Annotated in this window: 15 protein-coding genes; 6 read left to right on the forward strand and 9 right to left on the reverse strand. The window is 50.7% G+C overall.

Annotation, left to right across the window (positions count from 1 at the left end; genetic code table 11):
* The first annotated feature begins 281 nt into the window (after nt 1-281).
* The 4 genes from asd (at nt 282) to R6242_RS11310 (ending at nt 3,744) form a co-directional block, all read left to right on the forward strand.
* On the forward strand, nt 282-1,385 hold the full coding sequence (gene asd / locus R6242_RS11295) for an aspartate-semialdehyde dehydrogenase (RefSeq protein ID WP_318426833.1): 1,104 nt from the start codon (nt 282-284) through the stop codon (nt 1,383-1,385).
* Between the two features lie 296 nt (nt 1,386-1,681).
* A complete protein-coding gene (locus R6242_RS11300) occupies nt 1,682-2,446 on the forward strand; it encodes a sulfite exporter TauE/SafE family protein (protein WP_318426835.1) in 765 nt (254 codons plus the stop codon).
* 42 nt (nt 2,447-2,488) lie between these two features.
* On the forward strand, nt 2,489-2,950 hold the full coding sequence (locus R6242_RS11305) for an EVE domain-containing protein (protein ID WP_318426837.1): 462 nt from the start codon (nt 2,489-2,491) through the stop codon (nt 2,948-2,950).
* On the forward strand, nt 2,944-3,744 hold the full coding sequence (locus R6242_RS11310; protein ID WP_318426839.1) for a sulfite exporter TauE/SafE family protein: 801 nt from the start codon (nt 2,944-2,946) through the stop codon (nt 3,742-3,744). Before R6242_RS11305 ends, R6242_RS11310 begins: the two co-directional genes overlap by 7 nt.
* 145 nt (nt 3,745-3,889) lie before the next feature.
* Here the strand turns inward: R6242_RS11310 and trhA are convergent, their stop codons facing one another.
* Nucleotides 3,890-4,507: a PAQR family membrane homeostasis protein TrhA gene (gene trhA, locus R6242_RS11315; RefSeq protein ID WP_318426841.1), complete on the reverse strand. Its 618-nt coding sequence runs from the start codon at nt 4,505-4,507 to the stop codon at nt 3,890-3,892.
* A 253-nt stretch (nt 4,508-4,760) separates the two neighbouring features.
* Here trhA and R6242_RS11320 point away from each other — a divergent pair, with 253 nt between their 5' ends.
* Nucleotides 4,761-6,428, forward strand: coding sequence for an LTA synthase family protein (locus R6242_RS11320; protein ID WP_318426843.1), 1,668 nt, complete (start codon nt 4,761-4,763; stop codon nt 6,426-6,428).
* Between the two features lie 251 nt (nt 6,429-6,679).
* Here R6242_RS11320 and R6242_RS11325 read toward each other — a convergent pair whose 3' ends face one another.
* From R6242_RS11325 to R6242_RS11345, 5 genes are all read right to left on the reverse strand, one after another.
* The gene (locus R6242_RS11325; RefSeq protein ID WP_293933575.1) at nt 6,680-7,960 is read right to left on the reverse strand and encodes an EAL and HDOD domain-containing protein; all 1,281 of its coding nucleotides are present in this window, start codon (nt 7,958-7,960) and stop codon (nt 6,680-6,682) included.
* Nucleotides 7,961-8,142: 182 nt separating this feature from the next.
* On the reverse strand, nt 8,143-9,021 hold the full coding sequence (locus R6242_RS11330) for a phosphoribosylaminoimidazolesuccinocarboxamide synthase (RefSeq protein ID WP_318426847.1): 879 nt from the start codon (nt 9,019-9,021) through the stop codon (nt 8,143-8,145).
* Between the two features lie 218 nt (nt 9,022-9,239).
* Nucleotides 9,240-9,860 carry an FMN-binding negative transcriptional regulator gene (locus R6242_RS11335; RefSeq protein ID WP_318426849.1) on the reverse strand — a complete coding sequence of 207 codons (621 nt, stop codon included), beginning with the start codon at nt 9,858-9,860 and terminating at the stop codon, nt 9,240-9,242.
* Nucleotides 9,861-10,047: 187 nt separating this feature from the next.
* Nucleotides 10,048-11,787 (reverse strand): ABC transporter ATP-binding protein, encoded by a 1,740-nt coding sequence (locus tag R6242_RS11340; protein WP_318426851.1) that lies wholly within the window; start codon nt 11,785-11,787, stop codon nt 10,048-10,050.
* A 198-nt stretch (nt 11,788-11,985) separates the two neighbouring features.
* A complete protein-coding gene (locus tag R6242_RS11345; protein WP_318426854.1) occupies nt 11,986-13,725 on the reverse strand; it encodes an ABC transporter ATP-binding protein in 1,740 nt (579 codons plus the stop codon).
* A gap of 211 nt (nt 13,726-13,936) precedes the next feature.
* Between R6242_RS11345 and R6242_RS11350 the strand changes: the two genes are divergently transcribed.
* Nucleotides 13,937-14,938: an NAD(P)/FAD-dependent oxidoreductase gene (locus tag R6242_RS11350; protein ID WP_318426856.1), complete on the forward strand. Its 1,002-nt coding sequence runs from the start codon at nt 13,937-13,939 to the stop codon at nt 14,936-14,938.
* Nucleotides 14,939-15,164: 226 nt separating this feature from the next.
* Here the strand turns inward: R6242_RS11350 and R6242_RS11355 are convergent, their stop codons facing one another.
* From R6242_RS11355 to R6242_RS11365, 3 genes are all read right to left on the reverse strand, one after another.
* Nucleotides 15,165-15,662, reverse strand: a complete 498-nt coding sequence (locus R6242_RS11355; protein WP_293933587.1) for a hypothetical protein — start codon at nt 15,660-15,662, stop codon at nt 15,165-15,167.
* A 303-nt stretch (nt 15,663-15,965) separates the two neighbouring features.
* Nucleotides 15,966-16,754 (reverse strand): formate dehydrogenase accessory sulfurtransferase FdhD, encoded by a 789-nt coding sequence (gene fdhD, locus R6242_RS11360; protein ID WP_318426859.1) that lies wholly within the window; start codon nt 16,752-16,754, stop codon nt 15,966-15,968.
* Nucleotides 16,751-18,973: an FdhF/YdeP family oxidoreductase gene (locus R6242_RS11365; protein ID WP_318426862.1), complete on the reverse strand. Its 2,223-nt coding sequence runs from the start codon at nt 18,971-18,973 to the stop codon at nt 16,751-16,753. The genes fdhD and R6242_RS11365 overlap by 4 nt, the downstream gene beginning before the upstream one ends.
* Nucleotides 18,974-20,177 lie beyond the last annotated feature (1,204 nt).

Genomic DNA, 20,177 nt, shown 5'->3' on the forward strand with positions numbered 1-20,177 from the left:
CGTTTCAATCGTCGAGCAGACCTGTGCGCTCTGATTCCTCGATTACTCAAAGCCGTGATGCAGGCTAAACCTTGTCCAAGAGGGGTATTTCAAGCCTCAATTGAGCAAGAGACATAATCAGGTAGATTTATGAGCATGATTGCAATATCGTGAAAGTATTGTGTAATTATATACTGTTGTTTAATTGAGGAAAACATCTATTTACAGGTAAGAAACAGAAGGTCTGGCAAAGGGGCTAAATATTCAGTATTCTGGATCATTTTACCGCTAGGGATATGGCCATGAAAAAAGTAGGTCTGGTTGGCTGGCGCGGCATGGTGGGTTCTGTCCTCATGCAACGCATGCAGGAAGAAAAAGATTTTGACGTGATTGATCCAGTATTTTTTACCACTTCGCAAGCAGGCCTTGCCGCTCCGAACTTTGGTAAAGACGCAGGTACACTGAAAAACGCCAATGACATCGCCGAGTTATCTGCGATGGATGTGATTATTTCGTGCCAAGGCGGTGATTACACTTCAGATATTTTTCCTAAGCTGCGCGCTGCGGGCTGGGATGGTTATTGGATTGACGCGGCTTCAACTCTGCGCATGGAAGACAACGCAGTGATTGTGCTAGATCCAGTTAATGACGATCTGATTCGCGCATCGCTGGCAAAAGGCGTTAAAAACTATATCGGCGGCAACTGTACCAATTCCATCATGCTGATGGGGATGAGCGGCTTGTTTAAAGCAGGTCTGGTGGATTGGGTGAGCTCCATGACTTACCAAGCGGCATCCGGCGGCGGCGCAAATCATATGCGCGAGCTAATTAAGGGCATGGGCGTGGTTTATGGCTCGGTAGCGGATGAATTGGCAACGCCTGCTTCGGCGATTTTAGAAATCGATCGTAAGGTTGCAGAAACAATTCGCAGCGATGTGCCAACTGAATTCTTTGGCGCGCCATTGGCTGGTGGCTTGATCCCTTGGATTGATGCGCAGCTCGATAACGGCCAGACTAAGGAAGAATGGAAAGGTCAAGCTGAGGTGAATAAAATCCTTGGTAATGAAGCAGCCATTCCTGTTGATGGCCTCTGTGTGCGGATTGGCGCAATGCGCTGCCATAGTCTTGCCTTAACCATTAAACTGAATAAAGACCTGCCGCTAAGCGAAATTGAAGCGCTGATTCAGTCTGGCAATCAGTGGGTTAAATGGGTGCCAAATGATCGTGCAGTTACGGTTAAAGAGCTAACTCCCGCTGCAATCACCGGCAAAATGGATATTGGCGTAGGCCGTGTGCGTAAGCTGAATATGGGCCCTGAATATATCAGTGCCTTTGTGATTGGTGATCAACTGCTCTGGGGCGCTGCCGAGCCATTGCGCCGTATGTTGCGGATTTTGTTAGGCTAAAAGCTTGGCTGTATTTACATGCATGAATAATGTGGGGCGGGCGTAACCCGCAGCAATGCTGAAAAATACGTGGGTTTTACTAGGATAATAATGTAGGGTGGGCATGGGGTTGTGCCTACACGTTGGAATAGTGAAGTGGCTACTCGCGTGGGTATAAAGGCATGCCGACCTTAAGAAATAGAGCACAACGGTGCTCTATTTTTTTGCCTGTTACGGTGGATGTTAAAGAAATCTGCCTCTGTTACTTATCCAAAGCTTGCACGATAATAGTCCGCTATCTGCATCTGCGAGTCTCTATGCTTACTGATTTAATTCTTCTGCTTCCGCTCGCTTTTACTGCCGGTTTAATTGATGCCGCCGTGGGGGGCGGTGGGCTGGTGATGATTCCTGGTCTATTTGCTATTTTGCCGCGTGAAATCCCAGCGGCATTGTTTGGCACCAATAAACTAGCATCAATGATGGGTACGGCTTCTGCCGCCGTTCGCTATGCGCGGCGGGTTAAGCTGCCGTGGAATATCTTATTGCCAACCGCTGCTGCTGCCTTTGTTGGCTCCTATCTGGGGGCGCGCTCCTTACATCTTTTGCCGCTGGAATGGGTGCGCCCGTTGGTGATTGGCCTGCTGGCAGTTATGTTGGTCTACACCTGGCTTAAGCCTTCTTTTGGGCACGAAGACGCTGAGCGTGAGCTGACCCGCCGCGATTTATACATCGGCCTACTGATTGGCGTAGTGATTGGGTTTTACGATGGCTTTTTTGGCCCCGGCACTGGCTCATTTCTGATTTTCTTATTTGTACGGCTGTTTCATTTTGATTTTTTACGTGCTTCGGCATCGGCCAAAGTGGTCAACCTAGCCACCAATCTGGCCGCGCTGATGTTTTTTATCCCCGCACAAATGGTGATCTGGGGCTACGCCATTCCTATGGGCCTTGCTAATATCGCTGGAGCGCAAGTGGGGAGTAAAATGGCATTAAAAGGCGGCAACGTCTGGGTACGGCGGTTATTTTTGATTTTGTCAGTTACGCTGATTTCTAAGTTGGTATGGGATACGGTTAGGGTTTAGCTCAATAAACCACTCGGGAGTGCTTACAAGTTGGGGCTAATTATGAATTATTGGTTAATGAAATCTGAGCCGGATGAGGTGTCGATTGATGATCTGGCGGCTTGCCCAGAGCAGACGGTGGGCTGGTATGGGGTGCGTAATTATCAGGCGCGTAATTTTATGCGGGATAAGATGCAGCTAGGTGATCGAGTGTTTTTTTATCACTCCAGCTGCAAAGAGCCGGGTATTGCAGGCCTTGCCAAGGTTGATAGCTGCGCCTATCCAGACCCAACTCAGTTTGATACCCGCTCTGAGTATTTTGATAGCAAATCGACGCAAGAATCCCCACGTTGGCAGCAAGTTGACGTGCGTTTCATACAAAAAACCCGCTTGCTCAGTTTGAACGAGCTACGAGGCTACCCGGAGCTGGCTGAAATGCTGTTGCTGAAAAAAGGCTCGCGCTTATCGATTACCCCTGTGGCTGCACAAGATGCCGCATTTATCTTGGAAAAACTAGCATGCTAACTGCAATTTTGGCCTATCTCTGCGTAGGACTGGTGGCGGGATTCTTAGCGGGCTTGCTGGGTGTGGGCGGTGGCCTCGTGATTGTGCCTGCGCTGCTGTATGTTTTTGTTTTGCTGGGCCTGCCTCCCGAGCATCATCAGCATTTGGCGCTAGGCACATCAATGGCGACGATTGTCTTTACCGGCATTGCCAGCTTGAAAGCACATCATGGGCGTGGAGCGGTGCGCTGGCCCGTGGTGAAGATGATTACTCCAGGGATCTTATTTGGCACTTTTGCGGGCGCGCAGCTGGCGGCGTTTGTGCCTGGGCTAGGCTTGCAGTGGTTTTTTGTGGTGTTTGCTTATTTGGTGGCGGCGCAAATGTTGCTAGATTTCAAGCCTAAGCCATCCAGAGCATTACCTGCCGTGGGCGGCATGAGCGTGGTGGGGACGACTATTGGCCTTGTTTCCAGCTGGGTGGGCATTGGCGGCGGTTCTTTGTCAGTGCCGTTTATGACGCTTTGCAATGTGCCGGTGAAAGAAGCGATCGGCACATCGGCAGCGATAGGCTTGCCGATTGCGCTGGCCGGTGCGCTGGGTTATATCGTCAGTGGCTGGTCTGCAGGTGGCTTGCCACAAGGGGCGCTAGGGTTTGTTTACTTACCCGCACTGGCGGGCATTGTGCTGGCGAGTTTCCCCATGGCAAAAGTGGGTGCTGCAGCAGCACACCGCCTGCCAGTGCCGGTGCTGAAGAAATGCTTTGCAGCATTATTAATTGTGCTGGCAAGTAAGATGCTGTGGAGCTTATTGCAGTAGCTCGTCAGCGACAAAACTTAAACCTTGAACCACAGAGGGCACAGAGGACACGCAGCTCCACGGAGAGAAGTCATATAGGGTGGGCAAGTTTTTATGCCCACGCGTCTGTGCTACCCGCGTGGGTACGATAAGGCGTGTACCCACCCTACACTACATAAAACAAGATGCTGATAAATTGGCATAAGCTGCCACCTAGCACAAATAAATGCCAGATGCCGTGCCCGTGCGGGATGCGGGTGTCGAGCACATAAAAAACAATTCCTAGCGTATAGACTACTCCGCCAGCTGCCAGCCAAGTCATGCCCGCTGCAGGCAGGGCAGCTGCTAAGGGCTTGATGGCAAAAATAATTAACCAGCCCATCACTACGTAAATCACGAGCGACAAGGCGCGGGTGCGTTTGCCTAGAATATTTTCTTGCACGATGCCGATGATTGCCAGTGCCCAAATCACACCAAATAGCGTCCAGCCTAAAGGGCCGCGCAGGGTGACCAGTGCAAATGGCGTATAGCTGCCTGCAATGAGCAAATAAATGGCGCAGTGATCCAGCCGTTGGAAAACCGCCTTAGCTCTACCTGTCAGCGAGTGATAGAGAGTGGAGATCACATACAGCAGCACCAGCGTACTGCCATAAACGGTGACGCTAGCAATTTTCCACGGGTCGCCGGTCATGGCTGCAAAGGTGATTAGCAGAATCAGCCCACTGATCGCGAGGGCCGAGCCGATCAGATGGCTCCAGCTATTAAAGCGCTCTCCCTGATACATCTTTATCCTTTATGTGTATATCGCTTATGCCCGAGGATAACGGCTATATGGATAGCGTGTCTGGTATAAATGCCAGATGAATGATGTAGGTTTTTATTGCCAGAATAGGAAGGCGGGCGCTTATAAAGTGTGGAATACACTGTAAATATTGTTCTTCATGACAATTTTAAGACGCTAATCTCTTGATTTTATGCTAGATTTGCCGCCCTTCTGGATGATGTGTACTCGTTTATTTATGACTATGTCGTACTCTGTGAGTCTTAATTCTTTTAAAAAAATCAGCGGCCAGTTGGTTTTGATTGCTGGGCCGCTTGCCCTGCTTTTGCTCGGGCGTTATTTGGTGGATAGCAACTGGAGCCCACAGCGCCTCTTGTTTTCTGCTTTGCTATTTGCGTTGCTTGCGCTGCCCTTGAATCGCTGGGCTGCCGCTGTGGCCGCCATCAGCTTTGAAGGCTTGCTGTGTCACGCTAGCTGGTTAAAAGAAGGCCAGACAGGCGAGCCGCTGTTAGCCAGAGATTTATTTGAAGTCTCGCAAGGCGCGTCACTGGCTAGCTATTTAAACTGGGAAATGATTGTTTTTGCTCTGCTTGCCATGCTGGCAATTGGCCTTGGTATTTGGAAAAGGCCGCGCTTTGCTTGGTGGCGTTTGGTGCTGGCCTTGCTGCTGCCCGTACTGTTATTGGTACGTATTTTTGATCACGGTATTTTAACTAAGACCATCTCAAACAATCTAGTTGATCATTTTAATGCACCTTACCTTTCCTATAATTTTATCCAAAATACCCGCCAGAATGGGCTTTTAGTCCATCTTTACCAAACCGCTGAAAGCGTTAAGCTACCTGCCGCAGGGCCACACACTTTTTATCAGCTGGGCGCGCTTAAAACACAGGAAGTAATAGAGCCTGATGTGGCGTTAATTTTGTGTGAGGCTTGTTTTACCAGCCTGAATGACGAGCGTTTTACTACCCCAATCGCCCGCTTAAAAGAAAAGGGCTTTAGCGCCAGTATGATGCTCAGCCCCGTGTATGGCGGTGGTACTGCCGAGGCCGAGTTTGAAATGCTGACCGGTTTATCCTCGGCAGTTCTGCCAGGAATTGATTATCAAAATTACGCCAGCAGCTATCGCAGCAACGCGGCAACCTTGGTATCCCGATACAAAGATGCCGGATACCGAACGATAGGTATGCATAACTTTCATGGTAATTTTTGGAAGCGGCGTGATATTTATCCAAGCTTTGGCTTTGATTCGACGCGCTTTGTAGAAGAAATGTCATGGAAAACCAGAACCTGGCCGGACGATGGTCTTTTGTACGGTGCTGCACTGAAGGCTTACGCGGAAGGCCCCGCCAAAGGCAAAACTATGTTGTCGCTGGTGACGGTGATGACACACGGTAATTACACCGACAGAGATTTTGACGGCGGCCTTGGAGATTACAATCAGCGCTTGGATGCGGCAGTGACGCATCTGGAGAAATTTGTAAAACAGCTGGAAGCGCAGGCAAAAAAACGCAAACGCCCGCTAGTGATTGCTCTGATTGGTGATCACAAACCCTCATTAACGGCCGTGTTTTACCGCAAGGGTGTGTTTGATGACGGTTTCTTCCGGGAAAAAGGTGAGCGCAATGACAAATTTAGATTTGCCTACAATCTGACTCCGGCGCAGTGGCGTAAACGCGCCGAAGTGCCGCTGTTTATCAAGGCCAGCACGCCAGAGCTGGCAGCCAGTATGGCGAGTAATCTAGCGGAGAAACCGATGTTTTGCTTACCAGGGGAGCTGGCTCAGCTGGTGTCTGGGGATGACCCGTTCTGGGGGGCCTTATCTAGCCTATGCAGCCGTGCGCCTGATAAGCTTGTTCCAGCGCACCAGCCAGAGTGGCGCAAGGTATTTGAACCCGCATTGTTTGCTGAGCGATTGTTTTAGTTACTGACTGATATTGCGCACAAAAACTATTTATCCACGAAAAACACTAAATACACGAAAAAAAACGGATCAAATAGGGGTAATCTCCCTCTACTTTTTTATCATAATGCGTAGATGAGTTGCTTAATAAGCACTTGATCTTAAATACAATGATCTAAATCAATCAGAAAGTAATGGTCATGCGGTATCTGTTCGTGCTTTTTGTGTTTTTAGTGGACTGCGTATTTTTTGATCTTGCTGCGTAACATCAGTTACTGGTGTTCTTCACAAGCTGCCTCAACGCTAAGCAGGGCTTCATAGTAAAGGGTGAAGTAGTGATTGGCGTTGATACCGCACTCAACCAAGAGTTTTCCATCTGGGCACTGTGCTGATTCGCTGGCGATGGCTAAGTTGAGAAAAGGGGCGTAGGGGCCTGTGCCTTTGAGTAGGGCTGCACAAATGGCCTCTGGTAGCTTGAGTAGCCCAACAATTTGGGATAAGGGCCGGTGTATTAATTGCTCTAGCACTGAAAATAGGCCGAGTAGATATAAATGATCTTTTTCCTGTGGCCAGCGCTGGCTACCTAAGCGCTCAGTGAGCTCGGCACGTAATAGGGCGTGTTCTAAGAGAGAAGGATTGGGTTTTTCTTGGCCAGGTAAAGAAAACAGCAATAAAGATAACCAGCGATAAAGCCGCTCCCGGCCTAGTGCTACTAAAGCTTGATCTAGCGTATCAATTTTTTTATTTCTAGCTTCGGCGGCAGAATTGGCTTGCGCCAATACTCGGAAAGAGAGCAGTGGATCAGTTTTAAGTGAAAGGGCAATATCACTATTGCTGGCATCTTGGCGTAGTAGATTAAGTAAATCCATCACACGTAAAAACCCTGCCTCAATTGGCCCTTCTTGCCAGGTGTTTTGATGAAATAAGCGCCCTGCGGCATAGCTGATTTCTAGTTGTTGGCAGAGTTGAAACTCATCATGCCATGCTAGATCAAGCATCAACACAGGCTTGTTTGGGCCCTGTGCCTTGATACGGCGCACCAGCCTTTCTATGTCAGGGGCAAGTTTGCCATTTACAGAAAAAGCGAGCCATTGCGCTTGGGCGATGATTTCGGAAGACCAAGTGGCAGGAAGCTGCAGGGCTACTCCTAGGCCTGCTTTTTGTAGCTTTTGTAAGGTAATTAAGCCGCCCTCTGGTAGCGCGGTATTGGTATTGAGCAGCAGCATGCCGTTTTGTGTAGCAAATTGAGTGAGCTCAGGCTGAAGCAGGCTACCCGCAGAAATTTCCAATAGTCGTAGACGTTTTTTCCCCATGACCGTCCCTAGGCGTACCGTATGGCAAATTAATGCAGCCTCTTCGGCTAAAATTTGGGCAATGCTTTCTTTATTTTGCTGCCGTCTGCGTAGCAGGCTGCCAACAATTCTGCTGCTGCCATCAATAATATTGACATGCTGTAGTTGCAGCGCAATGGCTGGCGTTGCTTGAATGGGTTTACTTGGAGGGGCGGGAGCTGGAGTGGGCTTAGCAAATAATTTTTGTAAGAATTTAAGCATATTGGCTTAACACTAGACACGGGAATGCCTAAGTTTAGCAGCCGCGCAGGCTTTATACCGTCTTACTATTGCAAGGCATGTTTGGCGTAGTGAATCGCTTAAATTTTAGGCAGAATTTAGCTTTATGCCAAGAGTATGGCGTGGAGGAGCCGCCCCAGCATAGCTAGGGCGGCTAATACGGCTTATTTAGTCAGCTTATCCAGTGCTTCGCGATATTTAGCTGCGGTTTTTTCCGCTACTTCTAAAGGCAGGGCAGGGGCTGGCGGGGTTTTATCCCAGCCGGTGGTTTCCAGCCAATCACGTACAAATTGCTTATCGTAGCTAGGTGGGTTGCTGCCCGGCACGTATTGATCAGCAGGCCAGAAGCGGCTGGAATCTGGCGTTAGTGCCTCGTCCATCAGGCACAGCGTGCCATCGGTATCTAGACCAAATTCAAACTTGGTATCGGCGATGATAATGCCGCGCGTTGCAGCGTATACGCTGGCGGCTTTATACAGGGCAATGGCGGTATCGCGCACCTTGGCGGCAAGCTCTACGCCGATTACTTCTTCGCAACGCGCGTAGCTAATGTTTTCATCGTGATCACCCAATTCTGCCTTGGTTGATGGCGTGAAAATAGGCTCAGGTAATTGATCGGCTTCGCGTAGGCCAGCGGGTAAAGCCATGCCGCAAATGGTGCCGTGCTGCTGATATTCTTTCCAGCCCGATCCTGCGATATAGCCACGAACAATTGCTTCAACCGCAACGGGTTTCAGGCGTTTTACCACCACGGCACGGCCTTCAACTTGGGGCAGATCTGCTGCGCTGACCACGTCTTCTGCACGCTCGCCGGTGAAATGGCTAGGTACTACGTCTTTTAGTTTATCAAACCAAAAGTTAGAAATAGCGGTGAGGATTTTGCCTTTTTCTGGAATTGGCTCGGCCAGAATCACGTCAAAAGCGGAAAGCCGGTCGGTAGCGATCATCAGCATGCGTGCATCATCAATCGCATACAAATCGCGCACTTTGCCCGAGTAAATCTTAGTCAGGCTGGTCAGGTTGGTTGTGGTAAGGCCGGTCATTGCAAATCCTCAAGGCTTTTATGGCAATAAGCCGCTATTTTGCCCGATTATTGATGGCTTTGCATAAAGCTTGGTTGGATGGTTGGGTATCAAAACCCAAACCTTGAACCACGGAGGACACCGAGAGCACGGAGTTACACGGAGAAAATCTGAGCAGGCAGCATTATTTAACTATTAGCATTGATTGTTTTTCTCCGCCCCCTCCTTAGTTCCGTGGTTCAAGCTTTGGCTTTGTCCAGAAGGGATGAGCAAGAGTATTTTTGCATAAAGCGGGCTAATTCTTGGTCGGATAGGCTGCCGCTGGCCAGTGCTTGGATCACGCTATCTTGCACCTGTGTGGGTTTATTTTGCGAGAGTTTGAATTGTCCTTCCAGCGATTCGATCTGTATTTCAAAACCAATAATCGCAGCTTGTAAGCGCTGAATAAATTCGGCGGGCATGATATCGGGGCTAGCATAGGGCTCGCCCTCGTACTGGGCGATCAGGCTGGCCAGTGCCAAGCTGGGGCTATCCGTAATCTGAATACAGCCTTGCACATGCACTGCAGTGTAATTCCAAGTGGGCACTTGCGGGCCGCTGGGATAGTAGCGGTGTGAAATATAAGCATGTGGCCCCTGAAAAATCACCAACACCTGCGAATCATTTTGCCATGCCTGCCAGTGTGGATTAGCCCGTGCAATGTGGCCGACTAGCGTGCCCTCATCAACCAGCGTTAATGGTAGGTGGGAGGCAAAAGCCTTGCCATTGACTTGGCTAATCAGCGTGGCAAAACCGTAGTCACGGATAAAACCATGCAAGCTGCTAGCATCGTTTACGGCAAAGGCAGAGGGGGAGAACATGTGGATTCCTCTCAGAAAATTTAGGGTGGGTGTGCCCAACAACGATCGTTGTTGGCTCGCGTGGGCACGTTTTTGTGCCCACGCATCAAGTATGAAATATCCGCGTGGGCACGATAAAACGCTGTGCCCACCCTACATAAAATTTGTGTTCTCTGTAGTTCAAGATTTGGGTTTTGATGGGATGGGTTTAAGCCCCGCCATCCAGCTGCTGCAATAGATACAGCCGCTGATAGATGCCGCGATCGATCAGCATGAGCTCGTCGTGATGGCCTTTTTCTGCGATGCGGCCGTGGTTCAGTACGATGATCTGGTCGGCGTCGCGGATGGTGGAGAGGCGGTGGGCGATCGAGATCATAGTGACTTTGCCGTGCAGGCGGGTCAGTGCCTGCTGGACGATTTGCTCGGTTTCGCTGTCGATATGCGATGTCGCTTCGTCTAGCAGTAGGATACGTGGCTTGCCTGCCAATGCACGGGCGATGGCGATGAGCTGCTTTTGGCCGGTAGATAGCCGCGTGCCGCTCTCGCCCATATCGGTGTCGTAACCGTTTTCTAGGCTTAAAATCAGCTCGTGAACATTGGCTGCGATGGCCGCGGTTTGGATTTCTTCAAAGCTGAGGTTGCGGCCCATATCGATATTGTCGCGGGCGCTGGCGGCCAGCAGGAAAGGGTCTTGCGGCACTAAGCCCACACCAGCCCTAAACGCTGCGTCGCCAATTTCTAATAGCGGGAAACCATCGATTTCAATTTTGCCAGCCTGCGGCGTATAAAAGCGCAGCAGCAAAGAGAGCAGGGTGGATTTACCGCTGCCCGTGTGGCCCACAATGCCGTAGAACGCGCCGGCTGGAATATTCAGCGATAGGTCGTGCAGCACTGGGTGCTTGGCGTCATAGCCAAAGGCCACGTCTTTAAACTGCACCGCACCTAGGCGAACTGAGCCTGCACCTTCCCCGTTGCTGGCTGGTTTTTCACTTAGCAGCACATTCACGCGGGCGGCAGACACCACGGCTTGTTGAATCTGGCTAAATTGCATGGTGATCTGAATCAGCGGCTCCACCACGCGGGCGATATAGCTCACAAAGGCATACAGCACACCAATTTCTAGGCCGCTAAAGCTTTGCCGGCCAAACATCCAGATAACGGTGACAAGCAGAGCCACGTTTAAGAAATCTAGCGCAGGGCGCAGCAGCCAAGCGTTGGCGCGCAGCTCAGCCATGCGGGCGGCGTAGAGGCTGTGGTTGGTTTTTTCAAAGCGTGCGCTAAAGCGTTGCTCAGAGTTCGTTGCTTGCACCACGCTCATTCCAGCGATGGATTCGGCCATTTGCGCATTGATATCGCTGCGTAATTGGCGCGCCCTAGTGACCGAAGGCGCACTCCAGCGCTGATACAGCCACACAATTAGAACCACGGCAGGAATCAGGATCAGCACGATCAGCATTAAGCGCCAGTTTAGCCACGCCATAGCCGCCAAGGTGCCGAGCACCACAATCAGGCTGTCTAGCATCACAAACAGCACCTGCACATAGAGTGCTTTTACGGATTCGGTATCGTTGGTCACGCGGCTAACCAGTTGGCCGGTGATGGCTTTATCAAAAAACGCCATCGGCAGGGCTAAAACATGGCTGTAAACCTGTTCACGTAAGCGTTTGACCGAGCGCATCGCCACACCGGCAAGGCGCAGCAACTGCCAGTAGCGCAAGATAGATGCCGCCCAGCCGCAGGCCAAGCCGCCACCTAGCAACATAAAAATCTGCGGCCAGTTTAAAACCTTGGGCAATAAGTGCTGGTCGATAAATGCCTTACCAAGCAGCGGCCCTGCGGCTTCTAAGAGCGCAGCACAGATCAAAAAAAACAACCCCAACCACAAATGGCGTCGCTCCGGCAGGGCAGCTTGGTTAAGAAGCGAAATGGCCTGTTTACGTTCGGACATTCAATAAACCTTTTTGGTTAATGCCAATATCAAATCTTTGGGGGCAAATTTAGTGTAAGGCTTAAAAACCCAAATCTTGAAACACAGAGGACACTGAGAACACGGAGTTTCACGGAGAAAACCTTTTATCGAATGTTTTTCCTCCGTGGCCCTCCGTGTTCTCCTTTACTCCGTGGTTTAAGGTTTGGGTTTATTCAATTACTCTTCCAAGCTTGCTTCCAGTTGTTGATAGCGCCATTGGCTGGCGTACCAGCCGTCTTTTTCGACTAATTCCTGATGGCTGCCGCTTTCTACTACCTTGCCGTGTTTCAGTACCGCAATATGGTTGGCGTTGACTACGGCGGAGAGGCGGTGGCTGACGATGATCATGCTACGCCCAGCCTTCGCGTCATTCAGATGATCCAGAATTTGCGTTTCAGTCTGGGTATCCACCGCCGATAATGCATCGTCAAGTAGCAGCAGCGGCGCGTCAGATAGCAGGGCGCGGGCGATGGCGACGCGCTGGCGCTGGCCGCCAGAAAGCGACACGCCTTTTTCACCGACAGGGGTGGCATAGCCATCCGGCAAGCGCAGAATATCGTCGTGCACCGCCGCTAGCTTGGCTACGTGTTCGATCTCTGCCTGCGTGGCGTCTGGCTTAATCAGGGCAATGTTTTCTGCCACGGATGCCGAGAATAAAAACGACTCCTGCGGCACCCAGCTCATACTGCTGCGTAATTGCTGCAGCTTATAGTCTTCAACATTAATGCCGTTCCAGCGGACCGCACCGCTTTGTGGGTGGTACTGGCGCAGCAGCATACGCAGCAGGGTAGATTTGCCCGCGCCAGTTGGCCCAACCAGTGCCAGTGTTTGCCCTGCGGCAAGGGTGAGAGAAATACCTGCTAGCGCTGCGCTGTTTTGTTCTGGATAAGTAAACTCAATGGCATCAAAATGGAGCAAACCACTGGGGGGCGCTGTAACGTTGCCATGATCGTCTACGGTCAGTGGCTGGCTTAACAGCGGATCAAGCCGCTCCCATGCCGCCTTACCGCGCTCTAAGAGGGAAAGCACCCAACCTGCGGCAAACATTGGCCAGATCAGTTGGCCTAAATACATACTAAAGCTGGTTAGCTCACCAATGGTGAGCTCGCTATGCCAAACCAGATAGCCGCCTAAAGACAGCGTGAATACGCTGGCGGCGGTTAGTGTCATGCCGACTACCGGCTCAAAGGCCGCTTCCCAGCGCTGCGCATCTAAGCTGGCTTTGGCTGCGTTGGCGGCTAAATCAGACAGCACCTTGCTATTGCGCCCTTCTAAGCCCAGCGCGCGCAGTGTTCTTATCCCTGCCAGTGTTTCTTGTACATGATCGTTCAGTGCCGAAAAACGTTGCAGGGAATCGGTTGATGCCTGATGCACCTGGCGGGATAGCCGCCAGAAACCAAAGGCCATTAGCGGGAAAGGCAGTAACGCTACGGCGGCCAAGCGCCAGTCTATGCCCAGAGTCATCATGGCTAGCACCAGGATCAGCGTCATCGAGCCATCAAAACCGGCCAGCATGGCCTCGCCTGCGGCCATTTCTACTGCGTCGATATCATTAGTGCCACGCGCCATTAAATCGCCAGTGCGCTGGCGGTGATAAAACGCTGGGCCTTGAGCCGCTAATTTTTGGTAAAGCTGCACCCGCAGCTCAATACCTAGTTGGTAGGCCGCAGTAAATAATTGCAAGCGCCAGCCAACGCGCAGGAAATAAATGGCGAGGCCCATCAGCAGCAGTTCAGCCAGTTGCCATAGCATGGCGTTATTGCTCATCGATTTACTGACTAGGCCATCGATGAGAAACCCCACCTTGCGCGGAATCCATACCGTGAGCACCGCCACGGCAAACAGCATTAACGCCGCCAAAATATAGGCACGCCAGTGGCGGCGGACAAAATCGCCCAATAATTTAAACAGCGTCATGTGTGTGATCTCGAAATGGCTAAGTGATATTTTTGCTTTAAGTGCAAGAGTTTATCTGGGAAACAGTAAGCTGAGAAGCCAGTAATTACGCTGGTTTGTGGCTTAAATGTACATAGGCTTAAGCTATGTTTATTGTGGTTGGCGCGGTTTTTTAGGTGCAGGCTGTTAAGATTCGCCTGATCAGTAAATCATTTAATTTAAGAGAGAATTCATGTCTTCCCATTACGACGTCCTTATTCTTGGTGCTGGCATGGCGGGCTTAAGCTGTGCACGACGTTTGCACAACGAAGGCAAAAAAGTATTACTGCTCGAAAAAGCCCGCGGCCTTGGTGGTCGTATGGCTTGCAGGCGCACAGAAAAAGGCGCTTGGGATCATGGTGCTCAGTACTTTACCGCCAGTGATGCTGATTTTGCGGCGCAAGTAGCGGCTTGGCAGCAGGTAGGCTGTGTTGCGGAGTGGGACGCTAAGATTCAGGCTTGGGATGGCCAACGTTTCACCAAGCCTAGCAAGATGCAGCGCTGGGTAGGTGTGCCTGCGATGAATTCGCCGTTACATGCTCTGGCTGATGGGCTGGATATATTGTTTGATGTAAAAGCTGAATCACTGGCACAGCAGGATGGCCTGTGGCAACTGAAGGCTGGGGATCAAAGCTGGCAGGCTAAGCAGGTGGTGCTGACCACGCCGCCAGAGCAACTTAGCAGCTTACTACCTGCAGAGCACGCACTCACTACCTTGGCGGCATCGTGCCAGATGGAGCCATGCTGGGCGCTGCTGATTCATTCTGCTAGAGCTATAGATTTGCCTTTTGATGGCTTGTTTATTAATCAGGGGCCGTTTACTTGGCTGGCCAAAAATACCAGCAAGCCAGGCCGTGGCAGTGAAGAAAACTGGGTAGCGCATGCTTCACCAGCATGGTCGCGCGAGCACCTTGATTTAACGCCAGATAAAGCCTGTGCCATGTTGACCCGTGCTTTTGGCGATGTGTTCCACGATATGCCGCTCGAGCATTTACCGGTGTTTAAGCTGCTAAAAATGAGCGCCCACCGCTGGCGCTTTGCAAGTGGAGCCTTGGCAGAAGGCACAATGCCGTATGCAGTGAGTGCAGATGGCTTAGCGCTAGCTGGGGATTGGCTGGCTGGGGGCAAAGTGGAGGGCGCTTACCGCTCAGGCTTTGCACTGGCTGGCGCTTTGCTAGCGGCCTGTCGGACTTAGGACTGACCTACTGCAAAAACGCCGGATTCGGCCATATTCCACGCATTTTTTCGTTACACGCTAGCTATTTGCCTCAAAAATGCGTGTTGCTGTCTCGAACCGGTCATTCTTTCGCTACGGTCGCCAAAGTCCGACAGACTGCTAGCGGCGTAATACCGGTTTTGTGGGGTGGGCAAAAGCTTTATCTTGCCCACGCGCACATCCAATCAACTCAGCATGTTTAAATCTAAAACGGCATATCGCCGGTTCTGAATTCCACACCGAGCTCTTCTGAAAGGCTAAGCATTTCTTCGTCATCCGTGCTTTTGGCTAGCCAACCGCCGTAGCAATCGCCTTCGGTGGCCCAGTTCCAAAGTGTATAGCCTTGCGATCTAAGCTGCCCGTAAGCGGCTTCCATCAGATCTGGCACGCTGGTGTTGTCTAGAAAATCATCATCGTCGGTGTCTTCAACGCCCCAATCAATGCTGATCTCTACCCGCTCTGCCAGTGCGTCTATGCTGGCAATAAATGACTCGGTGTCTTTCCAATCGACAAAGAAACCAGATTCCCAATCGATCACATCTTTGATAATCCAGATGACTTCGGTTTCCTCATCATCTTCACTATCGTCTAAGTTAGCGACTTCTTCCTCAAAGGCGGCCCATTGAGCTTCTACAGCGGCAAGGTCATCAAGGTTAATGAGTTCAAAAAGTCGCTTAACGGATTGTTCCTTTGTAGTGCTCATGGAGGGCTCCTTTGCTGCAGTCGCTGAAATAAAAAGAAGGTATGGATTGCGTTATACGTTGAATGACAAGTAAATACAGTGATAGTTTCTGCTGTATTGATACTTACTGTTAGCATAATAATACGTTCAAGGCATAGCTTGCACTTTGCTTGTATATATCTGTCAGCGAGATGCTACATTGCTTTGTTTAAGCCTATGTTAATCGTTTTTTGCTTTTCTGATGGGCTTAGGGCTGGCAAGCATCATCATGGGGTTTCGCCATAAAAAACAGAGCAAATACCTGGCTGAATTAACTTACAGAGCTCAAGTCAACACTCTTTCCGGATGCGTATAAACCGTAAAACGCTGCTCGCGCACAAAGCCTAGTAGGGTGATATTAGCCAGCCTGGCCTGTTCAATAGCCAGATGGCTGGGGGCCGATATCGCGGCGATGATGGGCATTTGGGCACGGGCGGCTTTTTGGATCAGATCGTAAGAAAGGCGCGAAGTCATCAGCAATACGCCATCCGGCCTTTGCCGCTGGCTGGCCAAATGGCCGATCAATTTATCTAAGGCATTATGGCGGCCCAAGTCTTCAAAAACTGTTAACTGCCCCGCCGTCCACCAGCCTGCAGCATGTACGCCGCCTGTTTGCTGATTCATGGTTTGCAGCTCACTTAAAGCTCGCATGCCTGCCAAAATAGCCTGCGACTCAATTTGAAAACCTGACGCAAATGGCTGCGGCGCACGCATCACCTCGGCCAGCTGCTCACTGCCGCACAAGCCACAAGCGGTACGGCTTTGCAAATTGCGGCGACGGCTGCGCAGCTTGGCGGCAAATTCATTGGGGATTTGCAAATGCGCTTCATAACCATCGTGGCTGGCTCTGATTTCTACGGCCAGTATTTGGTAATAGGCAGCAACAATGCCCTCGCTTAGGCTAAAGCCAATCGCCAGTTGTTCCAGATGAAGCGGGCTACACAGCATCACCAGATAGGCCACGCCGTTGTAGACCAGGAGCAGCGGCACTTCTTCTGCCACCTGCTGCTCCAGCTCTTGTAAGGCATCATCGACATAAAAATGCGCTGTTACGGTTTGAATACCCTTGCTCATGCTTGCAGATACACCACTAAGGCTTTGCTGGCGGGTGTCATCGCGCCAACAGCGTAGTAATCCAAGGGCACTAGCGGATTGGTTTCTGGAAAATAAGCGGCCATACAGCCCCGTGGAATATCAAAAGGCTGCAGGCGGAAATCATTCACTTGCCGCTCGCGATCAAACCACACCGAAACGATATTTACATATTGATCGGCTTGCAAACCCTGCTCGGCCATATCCTCTGCATTGATAAACAATACTTTTCGCTCATTTTGAATACCGCGATAGCGATCATTTCTGCGGTAAACCGTGGTGTTGTACTGATCGTGGCTGCGGATCGTGGTGAGTGTCAGCAGCGGTTGCGTGGTTAAGCCTTGCAGCTGATCACGAATAGATGCTTGCAAGGCATGGACTTTAAAACGCGCCTTGCCCACCACCCAACGCCGCTCTCTTGCCGTATTGCCCAGATAAAAACCACCAGGCACGCGCACGCGCTGATTAAACTCGGTAAAGCCTGGAATTGCGACAGAGATTAAGTCGCGGATCAAATCGTAATCCTGAATCAAGGCTATAAAATCTACGGGGCTATTGCTCAGCGTGGCGGCCGCCATGCGTGCCACTATTTCTGGCTCGGACAATAAATGCGGGGACGCAGGCGTTTTAATGCCGTGCGTCAGGTGCACCATACTCATCGAATCTTCAACAGAAATGCTTTGCGGCTGCTCATTTTGCAGATCGATTTCTGTGCGGCCAAGACAGGGCAAAATCAGCGCATCCAGCCCCGGCACAAGGTGAGAACGATTAAGCGTGGTGGTGATATGCACCGTTAGGTTTTGCTTACGTAATGCAGCATGCGTGCGTTCAGTATCCGGCGTGGCAGCAGCAAAGTTACCGCCCATGGCGATAAACACCTTGCCAGCACCTGACTCCATCGCGGCAATGCTTTCCACCACATTGCGGCCCTGTTGGGCTGGTGGCGTAAAGCCACAGGCCTTGCCTAACTGCTGCAAAAAGGCAGCGCTGGGGCGCTCATTAATCCCCATGGTGCGGTCGCCCTGCACATTGGAATGCCCGCGCACTGGGCAAACACCCGCACCAGCTTTGCCGATATTGCCTTTCACCAGCAGCACATTGCAAAGCATTTGGATGGTGGCCACCGCATGCTGATGCTGGGTAATGCCCATGCCCCAAGTAATAATCGTGGCTTTGCTCTGGATATACACATCGCCAAGTTGCTTTAATTCGGCGAGTGTTAAGCCGCTATGGCTGACCAGATCTTCCCAAGAAGTGGCGGTAATATCGGCCACCAGCTCGGCAAAACCATCGGTATGCTCAGCAATAAAAGCTTGATCCGCAGCGCCTGCCTCCAGCACCGATTTAAGCAGTGCTTTTGCAATCGCCAGATCGCCGCCCAGCTGCGGCTGCACATACAGCGAAGCAATCGGCGAGGCCGAATTACTCAACATCTGCAGCGGATTTTGCGGGTCCTGAAACAAGACCAAACCACGCTCTTTCAGCGGGTTAATCACCACAATCTGGCAGCCCCGCTGCGCCGCTTCATGCAAAGTGCCCAGCATGCGCGGATGATTTGTGCCGGGGTTTTGCCCAAAAATAAAAATCGCCTCGGCGTGATCAAAGTCTTCCAGCGTCACCGTGCCCTTGCCCACGCCAATGCTGGCGTTCAGCGCCAAGCCGCTGGGCTCGTGGCACATATTTGAGCAATCGGGCATATTATTCGTGCCATAAAGACGCACAAATAACTGATATAGAAATGCCGTTTCATTGCCAGTCCGGCCCGAAGTATAAAAATGTGCTTCGTCTGGCTTGATCTCTTTCAAATGCCTTGCAATCAGCTGAAATGCATCATCCCAGCTAATCGGCAAATAGCGGTCGCTTGTTGCATCAAAGCGCATCGGCGCGGTTAGCCTGCCCTGCTGCTCCAGCGAATAATCATCCCATAGCTGCAAATCGCTGACGGTATGCTCTGCAAAAAAATCAGCCTCAACCCGCTTAGATGTAATCTCGTGACCAATCGCCTTGGCACCGTTCTCACAGAATTGCACACGGGTATTAGGCTTGTCCGGCCAGGCACAGCCAGGGCAATCAAAGCCATCGGGCTGATTGGCGTTAGCCAGTGCAATCACGGATTTGCCCGCATGATTTGGCTCGATGGTGGCAAGCGTCGCTTTAAGTGCGCCCCAGCCGCCCGCTGGCGATGGATTTTTCTGTGACATTCTGGCGTTCCTAAGCTCAATTGCATATTGAGAACAAAACACAGCCCCGATGTGGATAGCGTGATCTGCACTGGGCCATCCCTTGTGTAATCTTACGTAAGCCAGACATTTCAATACAGCTATATTTCAGCCAATATTCACGTAAGCATTTAAACAGCAGCAAACCGCCTTCTTTGATTGTAACAACTTGATCAGCTTGGCCTCTCAAATCCGCTTCATTCAAATAACTGTGTTCGCCCACAAACGATGGCATTAGAAATAGCGCCCATAAAAATGATTCTTAATTAAGGTTAACAATATGAGTTTGGCTGCAAGCTTCTTTCGCTGGCATCGCTGGATAGGCTATCGGTGGCATTTCAAGTTTTGGCGTGGATGCTTGGCTGCTTTTTCAAGAATGGATTAAACGCGGCGAAGTGATGGGTAATCCCCTCATTTTTAAGCTCACTTCAAAGTAGAGGCTAGGCATGTAATGCCAGTTATTCTTGAAAATCACGGCTTGGAAATCTGCCCCGACTTATGACATGACGCGTTTCAAACGTTACGTAGCTGCTGGCTTAGTGGCTAAGATCGATGCTGTGGCAGAAAGATGAGCAATGAGCACCTCACTTCGGCCTAAGCGCCGAAAAAGGTGGCAATTAACGCCAAATTGAATCAAATAGAGGCAAACGCTTGTCCAAAACAGGGTAACCCTAGTGTAAATATGCTTTTGGTATCTTAATTTGGATCGATATAAATATGCAAAAGTGTTGGAAATAAATCGTGGAATCAATAATTTATTGATTCCAGGTGTGCTTAATGTTAATTTGCATCTTTCTTTTTTGGAAAGTATTTTGTAAGACTTTTTAAGCTATTGTTGCGCTGTTGATGCACCGATATGGGCTGTGAAACTCGTCATTTGGCGGGTTTCGGGTAATCGTTTCCCTGTTCGTGGCGGGCCCTTTTTTCTTGCAAGAGGCATCATGCATGATCGGATTTTGTCACGTTTACCTTGCATCCACATGAGCAAGACTCACTCTCAAGCCCGCACAACCCCATGTGTTCGTGCTGAAATGCAGTCCTCCCCGCTCTCTGCTCATGCCTTGAATAACCGATGCAACGCGATTGTCGGGTTTCAGATCATTCTATTTATGTACGTATCTACATCGTGGGAGCGGCTTTAGCCGCGAAAGCGCCAGTTGTAAATCTGTGCGGCCCAAGCTGCGTT

The sequence above is a fragment of the Iodobacter sp. CM08 genome, from assembly GCF_033446605.1.
Taxonomy (GTDB): domain Bacteria; phylum Pseudomonadota; class Gammaproteobacteria; order Burkholderiales; family Chitinibacteraceae; genus Iodobacter.